The sequence below is a fragment of the Haloarcula limicola genome, from assembly GCF_010119205.1.
Lineage (GTDB): Archaea > Halobacteriota > Halobacteria > Halobacteriales > Haloarculaceae > Haloarcula > Haloarcula limicola.
The window spans coordinates 852382-865616 of record NZ_WRXM01000002.1 but is presented as its reverse complement, the minus strand read 5'-3'; the positions used below and the strand labels follow the sequence as shown (position 1 = coordinate 865616).

At 69.0% G+C, this 13235-nt stretch carries 15 protein-coding genes; 13 read left to right on the top strand and 2 right to left on the bottom strand.

Annotated elements, in window-relative coordinates; all coding sequences use genetic code 11:
• Position 1: 1 nt before the first annotated feature.
• From GO488_RS13785 to GO488_RS13735, 11 genes are all read left to right on the top strand, one after another.
• Positions 2-1609, top strand: a complete 1608-nt coding sequence (locus tag GO488_RS13785; protein ID WP_241692944.1) for a complex I subunit 5 family protein — start codon at positions 2-4, stop codon at positions 1607-1609.
• Positions 1606-2313 (top strand): Na+/H+ antiporter subunit E, encoded by a 708-nt coding sequence (locus tag GO488_RS13780; protein WP_162318399.1) that lies wholly within the window; start codon positions 1606-1608, stop codon positions 2311-2313. Before GO488_RS13785 ends, GO488_RS13780 begins: the two co-directional genes overlap by 4 nt.
• Positions 2303-2608, top strand: coding sequence for an MrpF/PhaF family protein (locus tag GO488_RS13775; RefSeq protein ID WP_162318398.1), 306 nt, complete (start codon positions 2303-2305; stop codon positions 2606-2608). Before GO488_RS13780 ends, GO488_RS13775 begins: the two co-directional genes overlap by 11 nt.
• A gap of 103 nt (positions 2609-2711) precedes the next feature.
• Positions 2712-3053, top strand: coding sequence for a monovalent cation/H(+) antiporter subunit G (gene mnhG / locus GO488_RS13770; protein ID WP_162318397.1), 342 nt, complete (start codon positions 2712-2714; stop codon positions 3051-3053).
• Between the two features lie 75 nt (positions 3054-3128).
• On the top strand, positions 3129-4307 hold the full coding sequence (locus GO488_RS13765) for an AGE family epimerase/isomerase (RefSeq protein ID WP_162318396.1): 1179 nt from the start codon (positions 3129-3131) through the stop codon (positions 4305-4307).
• 149 nt (positions 4308-4456) lie between these two features.
• The gene (locus GO488_RS13760; protein WP_162318395.1) at positions 4457-6553 is read left to right on the top strand and encodes a minichromosome maintenance protein MCM; all 2097 of its coding nucleotides are present in this window, start codon (positions 4457-4459) and stop codon (positions 6551-6553) included.
• Positions 6554-6826, top strand: coding sequence for a DUF7854 family protein (locus GO488_RS13755; RefSeq protein ID WP_162318394.1), 273 nt, complete (start codon positions 6554-6556; stop codon positions 6824-6826). It abuts the gene before it with no gap.
• A 173-nt stretch (positions 6827-6999) separates the two neighbouring features.
• On the top strand, positions 7000-7335 hold the full coding sequence (locus GO488_RS13750) for a DUF7855 family protein (RefSeq protein ID WP_162318393.1): 336 nt from the start codon (positions 7000-7002) through the stop codon (positions 7333-7335).
• Positions 7332-8141 (top strand): DUF7856 family protein, encoded by an 810-nt coding sequence (locus GO488_RS13745; RefSeq protein ID WP_162318392.1) that lies wholly within the window; start codon positions 7332-7334, stop codon positions 8139-8141. The genes GO488_RS13750 and GO488_RS13745 overlap by 4 nt, the downstream gene beginning before the upstream one ends.
• 33 nt (positions 8142-8174) lie before the next feature.
• Entirely contained in the window at positions 8175-8873 is a 699-nt protein-coding gene (locus GO488_RS13740) for a DUF7857 domain-containing protein (protein WP_162318391.1), read from the top strand.
• Complete coding sequence (locus GO488_RS13735) at positions 8870-9535, top strand: MinD/ParA family ATP-binding protein (RefSeq protein ID WP_162318390.1); 666 nt, start codon at positions 8870-8872, stop codon at positions 9533-9535. Before GO488_RS13740 ends, GO488_RS13735 begins: the two co-directional genes overlap by 4 nt.
• Here GO488_RS13735 and GO488_RS13730 read toward each other — a convergent pair.
• Positions 9514-10374, bottom strand: coding sequence for a transcription initiation factor IIB (locus GO488_RS13730; protein WP_162318389.1), 861 nt, complete (start codon positions 10372-10374; stop codon positions 9514-9516). The genes GO488_RS13735 and GO488_RS13730 overlap by 22 nt on opposite strands.
• 175 nt (positions 10375-10549) lie before the next feature.
• Between GO488_RS13730 and GO488_RS13725 the strand changes: the two genes are divergently transcribed.
• Positions 10550-11050 (top strand): DUF7858 family protein, encoded by a 501-nt coding sequence (locus GO488_RS13725; RefSeq protein ID WP_162318388.1) that lies wholly within the window; start codon positions 10550-10552, stop codon positions 11048-11050.
• A gap of 194 nt (positions 11051-11244) precedes the next feature.
• Complete coding sequence (locus tag GO488_RS13720) at positions 11245-12765, top strand: glutamate-cysteine ligase family protein (RefSeq protein ID WP_162318387.1); 1521 nt, start codon at positions 11245-11247, stop codon at positions 12763-12765.
• An 11-nt stretch (positions 12766-12776) separates the two neighbouring features.
• On the opposite strand, the gene GO488_RS13715 is transcribed toward GO488_RS13720, so the two are convergent.
• Entirely contained in the window at positions 12777-13226 is a 450-nt protein-coding gene (locus GO488_RS13715; RefSeq protein ID WP_162318386.1) for a TIGR00725 family protein, read from the bottom strand.
• Positions 13227-13235: the final 9 nt, after the last annotated feature.

The following is a 13235-nucleotide window of genomic DNA, read 5'->3' as shown; positions in this document are numbered from 1 at the left end:
CGTGCCCCCCCACATCGTCGTCGCGCCGATGCTCGTCGCGCTCGGGACTATCCTCGCCGTGCTGGGACTGCGGAGCGCGCGGGCGGCACAGCGAGCGGTGAGCGTCCTCGGCGGCGCGGTCTACGCCGCCGTCGTCGGCCTCCTGACGTGGCGGGTGATGCTGTCGCCGGCCGAGCCGACGCCGCTGGTCTACCAGATCGGCGGCTGGCCGGCCCCCTTCGGCATCACGCTCGTCGCCGACGCGCTCGCGGTCTTCATGCTCGTCATCGCCGCGGTCGTGACGCTCTCGGCCGTCGCGTTCTCGGTGCGGTTCATCGACGAGCAGAACCAGCGGGTGTTCTATCACCCGCTCTTTCACTGCCTGCTGCTGGGCGTCACCGGGGCCTTCCTCACCGGCGACCTGTTCAACCTCTTCGTCTGGTTCGAGGTGATGCTGATGGCCAGCTACGTCTTCGTCGCCTTCTACGGTGAGGCTCCCCACACCGCCGCCGCGTTCCGCTACCTCGTCCTGAACGTCATCGGGAGCGCCGTGATGTTGCTCGCCATCGGCGGGCTCTACGCCACGACGGGGACGCTCAACATGGCCGACATGTCCCGGCGACTGGCCGCGCCGGCGGCCTACGGCGTCGACGTGGCCCCCGTGGTCGGGCTCTCGGCGCTGCTGTTCGTGACGTTCGCGCTCAAGGCCGGGCTCGTCCCCTTCCAGTTCTGGGTCCCGGCGGCCTACCGGTCGGCCCCGCTCCCCATCGCGGCGATGCTGGCCGGCGTGACCAAGAAGGTCGGCGTCTACGCCGTCGTCCGGCTCTACTTCGTCGTCTTCGCCGGGGCGTCGCTGCCGACGGAGTTCGGCCCCATCAGCGGGAACTCGCCGCTGGCCTTCCTCGCCCCGGTCCTGTTCGCGATGGGGGCGGCGAGCATCGTCGTCGGCGGTTTCGGCGCGATCGGGCAGAGCCGCCTCGACGGCGTCTTCGCGTACTCCAGCGTCGGACAGGTCGGGTTCATCGTCCTGCCGGTGTCGTTCGCCGCGGCGGCCCAGTCCGCCTCGTTCCGCCGGCTCGCGCTCGCCGCGGCGCTTGTCTACGCGCTCCACCACGCGCTGACGAAGTCGCTGCTGTTCCTCTCGACGGCGGCGGTCCGCGGGGCCGCCGGGACGACGAACATCTCTCGACTCGGCGGGCTGGCCGCGTTCTCGCCCGCGCTGGGCGGGGTCTTCCTGATCGGCTGCGTCTCCATCATCGGCGTGCCGCCGCTGACCGGCTTCTTCGGGAAGTTCCTCGTCTTCGAGACGGCGGCCGCGCGCTACGCCGCGGCACCCGGGTTAGTCCCCGCTACCGCCATCGCCACGCTGCTCGCGGGCGCGCTGTTCACGCTCCTGTACGCCTCCCGCGCGTGGGTCAGGGGCTTCTGGGGCGAGCAGACGGAGGCGGTCGCGACCGCGACCCTCGACCGCGGCCAGCTCTCGATACTGGCGGCGCTGGCGCTGGTCGTCCTCGCCGTCGGCGTGGGCTTCGACCCGGTCTACGAGTTCGCCGAGGCCGCCGCGGAGGCGGCGCTGGACCGCAGCGCGTACGTCGACGCCGTCGCCCCCCGCGGAGGTGGCGGCCAGTGACCCGTCGCTGGCCGATCGCCGGCGTCGTCTTCGGGGTCCTCTGGGTGTTCGTCCGCGGGCCGGAGTTCACCGCGGCGGCGTTCCTCGGTCAGTTCCTCTTCGGCCTCGCCGTCGGCTTCCCGGTGGCGTTCGTCTTCCGACGGCTGTACGACGACACGTTCGACCTCCGTCGGACGGTCTCGACGCTCCCGGCCGTGGCGGGCTTCCTCGCCGTCTTCGCCCGCGAGGTCGTCGTCGCGAACGTCGACGTCGCTCGCCGAGTGCTGCTGCCGGGGATGCCGCTGGAGCCGGAGGTGATCCTGGTCCCGCTCCGCGTCGAGACGGACCTGGGCATCACGACCATCGCCAACAGCATCACCATCACGCCGGGGACCGTCACGCTCGATCACGACCCCGAACAGAACGCGCTGTACGTCCACTCCATTCAGGGGAGCGACCTCGAATCGGTCGTCGAACCCATACGGGCCTGGGAGCGATACGCCCTCGCCATCTTCGACGAGGAGCGCTCCCCGGACGACCCCGCCCCGCCGATACAGAACACGCCCGAGGACGGGCCGCCCGAGCCCCAGCGCGCGCCGATGATGCCCGGCGGGTTGCTGGGCGGGGACCAGTTACGCGTCGACGACGAGGCGGCCGAAGACGAGGGGGCTCCGGAGTCGGGCGTCGACGACGGCGACGAAGGGAGGGCCGGCGATGGTCGCTGAGGAGACCGTCGTGACGACGGCGGCGGACGTCGGCATCGTCCTCGTCAGCGCCCTCTGTATCCTCTGTAGCTACCGGGTCGTCAAGGGGCCGACCGTCCCCGACCGCGTCGTCGCGCTCGACGCCATCGGCACGAACGTCGTGGCGCTTGCGGTGCTGTTCGCACTGAAGACCGGCCGCGGCCTGTTCGTCACCGTCAGCCTCGTGCTGGCCATCATCGGGTTCCTCTCGACCATCACCGTCGCGAAGTTCGTCACCGAGGGCGACATCATCGAGCGACGGGAGGAGCAAGAATGACACGGCAACGTCTCCCCTCGACCGCACCGCTCGCCGAGCGTTCGCGACCGCTCGACCGCGCGAACTCCGATACGAACTCCACACCGGCGGGAGGTGAGCGCCCGTGGTAACCGTCGCGCTCCTCCGGCAGTGGGTCGTCGTTGGGCTGATCGCCGTCGGCTGTTTCTTCCTGCTGGTCGGCACCGTCGGGCTCATCCGCCTCCCGAACGTCTACAACCGGATGCACGCCACCAGCAAGCCGACGACGCTCGGGACCGCCTCCGTCTTCCTCGCCGGCTTCGTCCACTTCGGGCCGGGCGGAGCCGGCCTGCCGTCGCTCATCGGCATCGTCTTCCTCTTCCTGACGGTGCCGACCGGCGCGCACATGATCGCGCGCTCGGCCCAGCGCATCGGCGTCCCCTTCCTCGGGAGCGTCACCTGGCCGACCGAAGACGAGGAGGAGTGACCGGCGAGCGGCCCGGCGCGTTCGCTTCTTCCGCCGGCACAACGCTCTTGCCGGCCCCCCGCGATTAGCCGACCCATGACCGACTACGCCGACGCCGACTGGCTCCGCGAGCGCATTCGGGCGGTCCTCGACTTCTACTACCCCGCCTGCATCGACGAGGAACACGGCGGCTTCGTCGCGCAACTGGACTACGAGACCGGCGAGGTGTACGACGCCGATAGCAAGCACCTCGTGGCGACTGCGCGTTTCACGCGAAACTTCGCGCTGGCGAGCGAGCTGTTCGGCGACGAGCGGTGGTTCGAGGCCGCCGAGCGCGGCGTCGAGTTCCTCCACGGCGAGTTCAGAGACGCCGAGCGCGGCGGCTATCACTGGCTCTTGGAGGGCACCACGCCCGCCGAGTCGCGGCGAATCTGTTACGGCCACGCGTTCGTCGTCCTCGCGTACGCTCGCGCGGCCGAGGCGGGCGTGCCGAACGCCGAAACGTATCTCGACGAGGTGTGGGAGCTCCTCGACGACCGGTTCTACGAGCCCGATCACGGTCTCTATCGGAGCGCCTACGACGCCGACTGGACCGAGGCCGAGCCCTACCGCGGGCAGAACGCCAACATGCACGCCTGCGAGGCGTCGCTGGTCGCCCACGAGGTCACCGGCGAGGGCCGCTACCTCGACCGGGCGGCGACCATCGCCGAGTCGCTGTGCGTCGACCTGGCGGCGGCGACCGACGGCCGCGTCTGGGAGCACTACGACGCCGACTGGACGCAGGACTTCGCGTACAACCGCGACGAGCCGGCCCACCAGTTCCGACCGTGGGGGTACCAGCCCGGTCACCACGCCGAGTGGGCGAAACTCCTCTCGGTCCTCGACCGCCACCACGACGCCGAGTGGCCGCGCGAGCGAGCGACCGAGCTGTTCGAGACGGCGCTGGACGGCTGGGACGACGACCGCGGCGGCTTCTACTACTCGCTTGACGAGGACGGCGACCCGGTCGTCGACGATAAGTACAGTTGGGAAGTCGCAGAGGCCATTGGGGCCGCCGCCGCGCTCGCGGAACGCACCGGCGACGAACGCTACCGGGAGTGGTACGACCGCTTCTGGACGTATGCCCTCGATACGATGGTCGCGCCGGCGGGCAACTGGTACGAACGCGTCGACGCCGACAACGAGGTGTACCCGACCGGCGACGGCCCGGAGGTCGAGCCGGGCTATCACCCCATCGGGGCGTGTTACGAGGGGCTTCGCAGCCTCGGTGAGTAACTCACTTCGAGAATTCGAATAGACCGACCCCACCCCCTCGTTTCGCGGTCGACCCATCTGTCGCCCCCGAGTTCGCTCCCGCCGTCGACCACTTTCACCATCCTTTGCGAACCTTCTTAGGCGAGTGGGCGTTACCTCTGTGCACTCAAATGGCGACCGCCGAGAACACCGAACTCATCGACCGCTTCGAGGAGTTCTACCGCAACTACTACCGCAACGAGATCGGTGAACTCGCCCAGAAATATCCGAACGATCAGAAATCGCTCTACGTCGACTGGCAGGACCTCTATCGGTTCGACCCGGACCTCGCCGACGACTACCGGACCAAGCCCGAGCAGTTACAGGAGTTCGCCGAGGAGGCGCTTCGCCTCTACGACCTCCCGGTCGACGTCTCGCTCGGACAGGCCCACGTCCGCGTTCAGAACCTCCCCGAGTCCGAGGACATCCGCGAGATCCGCCACGAACACCACGGTAACCTCATCGCCGTCCAGGGCATCGTCCGCAAGGCGACGGACGTGCGCCCGAAGGTCCTCACCGCCGCCTTCGAGTGCCAGCGCTGTGGGACGCTCACCCGCATCCCGCAGGCCGCCGGCGACTTCCAGGAACCCCACGAGTGTCAGGGCTGTGAGCGACAGGGCCCGTTCCGCTTAAACACCGACCAGTCGGAGTTCATCGACGCCCAGAAGATACGGGTGCAGGAATCGCCGGAGGGACTGCGCGGCGGGGAGACACCCCAGTCGATCGACATCAATATCGAGGACGACATCACGGGGAAGGTCACCGCCGGCGACCACGTCCGCGCCACCGGCATCCTCAAACTCGATCAGCAGGGGTCGGACCAGGACAAGTCCCCGATGTTCGACATCTACATGGACGGTATCAGCATTGTCATCGAGGACGAGCAGTTCGAGGACATGGAGATCACCGACGCCGACAAGAAGGAGATCGTCGAACTCTCCAACGAACCCGACATCTACGAGAAGATGGTCGGTGCCATCGCCCCCTCCATCTACGGCTACGAGAAGGAGAAACTCGCCATGATGCTCCAGCTCTTCTCGGGGGTCACCAAGGAGCTTCCTGACGGTTCTCGGATACGTGGAGACCTCCATATGTTGCTGATAGGGGACCCCGGAACCGGCAAATCGCAGATGTTGTCATATATCAGAGAAATAGCGCCGCGCTCGGTCTACACCTCGGGGAAAGGGTCCAGTTCGGCAGGGCTCACGGCGGCAGCGGTCCGAGACGACTTCGGCGACGGCCAGCAGTGGACGCTCGAAGCGGGGGCGCTCGTGCTGGCCGACCAAGGCATCGCCGCTGTCGACGAGCTGGATAAGATGTCGTCGGAAGACCGTTCGGCCATGCACGAGGCGCTCGAACAACAGCGTATCAGCGTCTCTAAAGCCGGAATAAACGCCACGCTCAAGAGTCGCTGTTCGCTGCTGGGTGCGGCCAACCCCAAGTACGGTCGCTTCGACCAGTACGAACCCATCGGCGAGCAGATAGACTTAGAGCCGGCGCTCATCTCGCGGTTCGACCTCATCTTCACGGTCACCGACCAGCCCGACGAGGAGGAGGACCGCAACCTCGCTCAGCACATCATTCAGACGAACTACGCGGGCGAACTGAACACCCACCGGGTCGAGAACGCCACTTCGAACTTCTCCGAGGAAGAGGTCGACACCGTCACGGACGAGGTCGCACCGACCATCGAACCCGACCTCCTGCGGAAGTACATCGCCTACGCGAAGCGAAACTGCTTCCCGACGATGACCGAGGAGGCGAAATCGGTCATCGAGGACTTCTACGTCGACCTCCGGTTGAAGGGACAGGACGAGGACGCGCCGGTGCCGGTGACCGCCCGGAAACTCGAAGCGCTCGTCCGCCTCGCGGAGGCCTCGGCGCGCATCCGACTCGCCGACACCGTCGAGAAAGAGGACGCCGACCGCGCGGTCGACATCGCTCACTACTGTCTCAAAGAAATCGGCGTGGACCCCGAGACCGGGGAGTTCGACGCCGACGTGGTCGAGACCGGCACCTCGAAGAGCCAGCGCGACCGCATCCAGAACATCCGGGGGATCATCGCCGACATCGAGGACGAGTACGACGAGGGCGCGCCCATCGACGTCGTCGTCGAACGCGCCGAGGAGGTCGGCATCGACGAGTCGAAGGCCGAACACGAGATCGAGAAGCTCAAGCAGAAAGGCGAGGTGTACGAGCCCCGCACCGACCACCTCAGGACGACGTAGATGGACCGCATCTCCGCACTCCGGAACGTCGAGGACGCGCTCGCGACCTTCGAGGCCGGCGAGTGCTCGCTCTCGGACCTCGAAGCGACGGTACGCGGCGTACTGCGGACCTACGCCGCGGACTTCGAGGGAGACCTGCAAGCGTATCGAGCGAGCGGCGACGGCCCGGCCGACGGCGTCGTCGTCCTCGCCTCGTCCGGTCCCGACGCCCGAGACCGAGTCGAGGCGCTCCTTGACGATCCCGGCTCGTTCACCGTCGTTGCCGTCGAGTGAGGTGAAAGGACCCTTCCACGCGGCGACGGAGGCCGGAACTCCATGATCGACCGTCTCGACGGGGTCGCCGCCAGCATCGAGTGCCGCGACGGGGAACGCACGGTTCGCACGCGCGGGATGTTGCAGGACTGAATTGGTAAATTTTATATAATTATGGCGGGTCCCCACGCTCGGTGCTACTGGTCGTAACCTACTCGCGGGGGGCTCGACGCGACCTGCGGAACGTCTGTCGGGCACACGAGGGGTGCGTGGTCCGTCAGTTCGGTCGAGCGGCGCTGCTGGAGTGGACGGAGTTCGGCGCGTTCCAGGCGCTCAGACTCCAGGAGAAACACGGACTGGACGTCCAGCTAGAGCGCGTCGTGCCGTTCGAACCCGCGGACGCGCCCGAACACGTCCGCAAGGCCGCGAGCGCCTACGAGTCGCGCGATCAGCCCTCGACGCCATACGAGCGGTTCGCGTCGGGCCGGGACTTCCCCGATCCGGCGGCGATGCGAGGTGAGAAGCTGTGAGACTGACCGTCGGCGGGACTACGTACGAGGGTCGCGTCGTCGATCTCCGCGCGAGGGGGGTCAGCGGGGCGGCCATCGCCGCGGCGGTTCGCGGTGAACGGTGTCTACCCGCGCTTTCCGCTCCCGGTCCGACGCCGGTCTACGACTACTGCGGGCGCGTCTCTCCGGAGATGGGGCTCCGTACGCGGACGGCGCTCGCGGCCGCCGCCCGGTCCCGCGGCATCGGGACGCCACACGACGGCGAGATCGCCGCGCTCCGAGAGAAGTTGGCGTCGCTCGACCCCGATGAGCCGTCGTTACCACCGGCCCACGATCCGGTGGCCGAATCGGCGATCGCGGCGCTCCGGGAGGACGCCGCGACGGCGCGCGGTCGACTGGCCGCGCGAGAGGCGCTGGGAGCGGACACCGACGATGCACGACGGTCCGTTCGGGAGGCGACCGGCGCGCTCAGCGAACGGGAGACCGAGCGGACGGCCGCAGCCCAGAGCCGGGAGCGGCGGCGAGCGGTCGCACGCTCGTACCGGGACCGCCGCGCCGAGCGACGACGAGTGGCCGACCGGCTGGCCAATCGCCGGCGCGACGCCCGAGCGGTGCTCGTCGACCGGCTACGAGGGCGGTTCGTCGCGGCGCTCGACGCGCTCCCCGGTTCGACGCCGACGGACCCGTTCGACGCGTCGCCGGTGCCCGCGGCGCTCTCGATACTCCGGGTCGCACGAACCGACGCGCCGGTGGTCCTCGAAGTCGACCGCTTCGAACATCCGGCGGCCGCCGCCGCGGCGCTCGACGCGCCGGTTATCCGTTGCTGAGCTTTAAATCGGAACGCGGGACCAGGTCGAGGCATGGTCAGCTTCGACTGCGCGACTACCCGACGCGACGGGGTGACGCTGGTCACCGCCCGGCTGTGGGAGATCGACGAACCGACGCGCGTTCGGGTCCGGAATCGCCTCGACGGGCCGGTGTGGCCGCCGCGCCGACAGGGCATGCCGGAAGCGGGATGGACCGACTCGGGGTTCGAGGCCGTCGTCGGGCCGGGATCGCACGCGCTGGGCTACGCGACGCCCGCGCCGCCGGCAGACCCCGCCGCCGAACTCCGCGACGCGACGCCGGCTCCCGACGCCGTTCCGGTCGACGACCGAACCGAAACCGCCGCCGACGTCGTGCGCGAACTCGGCGACCCGTCGCCGCCGGCGGACGCCGTCCCGGTCGACGGAGCTATCAACGAGCCGTCTGAGCCGCAATCTCCAGCATCGACTCCGTCACCGGAGTCGTCGGTTCGACTACCGGACGCCGTCGATTCGTGGCTCGCCGAGATGACTCGTCGGGTCGACCGCGCCGAGGCGCTGGCCGCCGCCGAGACGCTCCGGGAAGCGACGACTGCGGTCGGGGACGCGGGCGGGCTAGCCGAGGTCAGAGCGCTCGCGAACGCGGCGGAACGCGATGAAAGACGCCTCCGAGCGGTGGCAGCGCGCGCCGAGACGCTCGCGGACCGTCGCGCGGCTGCCGGCGTCCCCGTCGAGACGCTGGCTCGGCTCGCATGATCCTGACAGTCACCGGCGGCAAAGGCGGCGTCGGGAAGTCGACGGTCGCGTACAATCTGGCCTCCGAACTCCGCGGCGTCGTCGTGGACGGCGACCTCGCGATGGCCGACCTCCCGGCGAGTCGCGGCCCGGACCTCCACGACGTGCTCGCGGGGCGGGCGACCCCCCACGAGGCCGTCCGGTCGGACGGGCCGGTGACGACGGTTCCCTGCGGTCGGACGCTCGCGGGGGCGCGGGCGGCCGACCCGACGGCGCTCGCCGACGCGCTGACCGAGTTGGACCGAGCGTACCGCTGGGTGGTCGTCGACTCGCCCGCGGGGCTCCGCGCCGACGTCGGGCTACCGCTCGCCGTCGCCGACGCGGCGATTTTGGTCACCGCTCCCGGAGCCGCGGCGCTCGCAGATGCGTTGCGGGTCCGCGAACTCGCGCGGGAACTGGACGCGGGGCTCTGTCGCGTGGTTCTCAACCGGTCGGGACCCGACCCGACGACCCACGCGATCGCCGATCGGTTCGGCGCACCGGTCGTCCCGGTCCCCAACAGCGAGCCCCTCGCCGCGGCGCAGCGCCACGGTCACCCCGTCAGCGAGACGGCACCCGACGCCCCCGCGACCGCCGCCTTCGAGGCGCTCGCCGACGCGGTTCACTCCTGTAGGTCGGTGTAGGTCCCGCGCAGCGTCACCGGCGTCACGTCCGCGGCGTCGGCCGCTTCTGCCTGGGTTAGCTCGACGCCCCGTTCGCGGGCGGCGGTATATAGACAGGCCGCGGCGACGCCGGCGGGGTTGCGACCGCCGACGATCCCCCGCTCGCGTGCCTCATCGACCAGCCGTTCCGCGCGAGTGCGAACCGGATCGGGGAGGTCGAGCGCCGTGGCGAACCGGGGGACGTACTCGCGGGGGTCGATCGGTCCCGTCGGCAGTCCGAGGTCGCGGTTGAGCGCGTCGTAGGCCGCCCGGAGTTCGCTCGGGTCGGCCCGCGCGGCCCGACACAGCTCCTCGACGGTTCTGGCGACGCCCTCCGTCCGACAGGTGGCGTACACCGTGGCGGCGGCGAATCCCTCCAGGGACCGCCCCTGCAGGAGGTCCGCGTTCTGTGCGGACTCGAACAACACGCAGGCCCGGTCGCGGATATTCTTCGAGAGCCCCAGCGAGCCGACGACGCGCCGGATCTCGGTGAAGGCGTATATCTGATTTCGCTCGCGTTTCGAACTCACCTGCGCACGCCGGTGCTCGCGGCGAAGCCGGGCGAACTGGCGGCGCTTGCGCCCCTTGAGACGCGTCGAGCGACCGATCTCCGTCGAGAGACCGCGGTCGTGGCGAGACCGGGTCAGCGGCGCGCCGGTGCGGGCGCGTTCGGTGTCGTCGTCCTCGAAGCTGCGCCACTCGGGACCGCGGTCGATGGCGTCCTCGCTGACCACGAGCCCGCAGTGAGAACACACCGTCTCACAGCCGTCTTTTCGAAGCGATCCGTCACATTCGGGGCAGCCTGCCGTCGTTGCGCTCATCGTACTTCGAGCTACGACCGGCGAGGGGGTTAAAAAACCGATGCTACGGCGGTTGTGCGGCGGTTTTCGGCGCAATCTACCTACCGGTAACCGGTAGGTATCGAGGATCGGCAACGGCTCCGCTCCCGCCGAGAAGCCGGCAGTATTAAATCCAAAAAGGAAGGAATTTATTCCAATGGGGCTATCGGAAATCGCCGCTGGCATCGAGGTGACCGAACGCCAGCGGGAGTGTGGGGTCGCGGCCGTCGACGACACTGACGCGTCGCTGACTGAGCGGCTGTGCCCGTTCGAGGAGTCGTTGCCGTGTTCGGCGAGCGAGGCGGCGACCGTCGTCGAGGCGTACGCGGGCGGGACCGCCGTCGACGCCTGCGGCCACGCCGCGGAGGTGCCGCCGGTGACCGCCGCCAAGACGCTTCACCTGCTCGGCGAGCAGGTCTCGCCGGTCGGGCCTCGGGGACGCGAGATCGTCCGCGACTGGTTGACCGGTGATCTCTCGCGACGCGACGCGATGGAACTGACCGGCGTCGGCGAGCGGACCTTCGCGCTGGCGGCGTACGTCGAGAGCCACGACCCGCTCCCGGCGGCCCGAGACGCCGTCGAGGGGGCGCTGTCGTCGCCGCTCGGCGAGACGGACCCGCTGGGCGAGGCGCGGAGCGACGTCGGCGAGCTACTGTGATTCGAGGTGTCACTGTAATTTCGGGGACGTCGGGAGTGAGCGACGTCGGCGAGCTACTGTGACTGAAAGCGTTACTGGAATCTCGGGGACGTCGGGATGAGCGACGTCGGCGAGCTACTGTAGCTCCGTGACGCTATGCGACCGGGCGAAGCGACTGGGCCACGCTTAACACCTCGCGCCGTGAACCGGCGGCTATGTCGGCATCGGAACTGGCCGCGGCGGTCGCGCAGGCGCTCGACGTGGACGCCGAGGCGTTCCAGACGCGAGCGCGCGAAGAGGCCGAGTTGCTCAAAGAGGAGGTCCGGTCGGGGACGTTCGACAACACCGAGGCCATCGTCGGGATGGAATTGGAGCTGTACGCCGTCGACGACCAGACCGATGCCCTCCGTCGCGTGCCCAGACAGTTACTCGAACTCGTCGGCTTCGAGAAGGAACTCGGCCTCCACAACGCGGAGATGCAGACCAGCCCCGTGCCGCTGAACTCCCACGGGCTCGCGGCCCAGCGCCACGAACTGAAGTCGTCGCTGATGCCGGCCCAGGAACGGCTCGGCACCGAGGGGATCCGGCTCGTCTCCGACGGGATGTGGACGGTGCCGCCGACCGGCGAGACCGCCCGCGAGTACCTCTGTGACGCCGTCGAGGAGGACGGCATCTGCATCGGGACCAACATGTCCGATTCGGTGCGCTATCACACGATGGCCAACACCGACTACCCGTCGGCGTTCGAACTCGATGCGCCCCACGTCTCGCTGCGGGCGGAGTCGGTGATGCCCGAGGCGCTCATCACCTCTATCCAGCCCCACTACCAGATCCCCCACGCGCCGGACCTCCCCGAGTACTTCAGCTACGCGCTGCGCGTCGCCGGGCCGGTGCTGGCACTCGGCGTCAACGCCCCGTTCTTCCCGCCGGACCTCTACGACGACGCGCCCGACGAGGAGATCGTCGACGACGCGCACATGGAGAACCGCATCGGCGTCTTCGAGTCCGTTCTCAACCCGCCGGAAGACGACCCGACGCCGCCGAAGGTCTGTTTCCCGCCAGATTTCGAGACCGTCGAGGACGCCATCGACGACATCGTCGAGGACGACACCATCGTCCCGATGGAACTCCAGTCCGGGACGCGCTTCGACGACGGCTTCGTTCACCTGCGACACAAACACGGCTCGTACTGGCGGTGGGTTCGCCCGGTCTTCGAGGGAGCGACCCGTTCGGCGGCCAACGCCCGCATCGAGTTCCGCCCGCTCCCGGCCCAGCCCACCGTCGACGACGCCATCGCCTTCGAGGCGCTCTTCGCGGGGCTGATGGAGAGCCTGCCGAAACTCGAACACCCGATCCAGTCACAGGAGTGGGAGACCGCCGAGGACAACTTCTACGCCGCCGTCGAGGACGGACTACGGGCGGACATCGAGTGGATAACCGCCGACGGCGAGACGACGACGGCGACCGACGAGATCTACGGCGAGCTGTTCGAACTGGCCCGCGAGGGACTGGAGCTGCACGGCCTCTCGACGGAGGAGGCCCACGAGTACATCCGACCGCTGCGCGAACGCGCCGACCGGCGGCTCACTCCGGCCCGCTGGAAACACGAGTACGTCCGCCGGCGCGTCGAGGAGAAGGTCCCGCTGGCGGAGGCCATCTGGGGGATGCAGTCGGCGTACATCCGCCACCAGCGCGAGACGCTTCTCGACGGCAGTTTCGTCGACTGGCTGGAGTGATCCGTCGGCGGCTACACCGTCGATTCGACGTGCTCGACGGCCGCCTCCGGGCTGTCGACGTGTTCGATGCCGTCCAGTTCGTCGAGTTCGTGCGTGCCCAGCCCCGCGACCGGCCGGCCCAGATCGAGCGCGTGGCCAAGTTCCGAGAGCGTTCCGGCCTTGCCGTCGATGGCGATGACCGCCGCGCCGTTCATCACGACGAGGACGTTCCGGGCGTTCCCGAGGCCGGTGGCGACGACGGTGTCCACGTAGTCGTTGGCGGCGGCGCGGCGCTCGCCGGGGAGGATGCCGATAGTGTGGCCGCCCTCGTCGCTCGCGCCGCGACAGACCGCTTCCATGACGCCGGTCAGCCCACCGCAGACGACTTCGTGGCCCGCTTTAGCGAGCAGTCGGCCGACGGTGCGTGCTTCTCGGTACTGATCGTCGGACACTCTCGAACCGCCGATGACGGAGACGCGCATGGCTCTCCT

What these genes read in the sequence shown, in the direction of transcription:
- GO488_RS13775 (WP_162318398.1), top strand. Translation starts at nt 2,303, where the DNA reads ATGGTCGCTGAGGAGACCGTCGTGACGACGGCGGCGGACGTCGGCATC.
- GO488_RS13765 (WP_162318396.1), top strand. Translation starts at nt 3,129, where the DNA reads ATGACCGACTACGCCGACGCCGACTGGCTCCGCGAGCGCATTCGGGCG.
- GO488_RS13760 (WP_162318395.1), top strand. Translation starts at nt 4,457, where the DNA reads ATGGCGACCGCCGAGAACACCGAACTCATCGACCGCTTCGAGGAGTTC.
- GO488_RS13755 (WP_162318394.1), top strand. Translation starts at nt 6,554, where the DNA reads ATGGACCGCATCTCCGCACTCCGGAACGTCGAGGACGCGCTCGCGACC.
- GO488_RS13740 (WP_162318391.1), top strand. Translation starts at nt 8,175, where the DNA reads ATGGTCAGCTTCGACTGCGCGACTACCCGACGCGACGGGGTGACGCTG.
- GO488_RS13735 (WP_162318390.1), top strand. Translation starts at nt 8,870, where the DNA reads ATGATCCTGACAGTCACCGGCGGCAAAGGCGGCGTCGGGAAGTCGACG.
- GO488_RS13730 (WP_162318389.1), bottom strand. Translation starts at nt 10,374, where the DNA reads ATGAGCGCAACGACGGCAGGCTGCCCCGAATGTGACGGATCGCTTCGA.
- GO488_RS13725 (WP_162318388.1), top strand. Translation starts at nt 10,550, where the DNA reads ATGGGGCTATCGGAAATCGCCGCTGGCATCGAGGTGACCGAACGCCAG.
- GO488_RS13720 (WP_162318387.1), top strand. Translation starts at nt 11,245, where the DNA reads ATGTCGGCATCGGAACTGGCCGCGGCGGTCGCGCAGGCGCTCGACGTG.
- GO488_RS13715 (WP_162318386.1), bottom strand. Translation starts at nt 13,226, where the DNA reads ATGCGCGTCTCCGTCATCGGCGGTTCGAGAGTGTCCGACGATCAGTAC.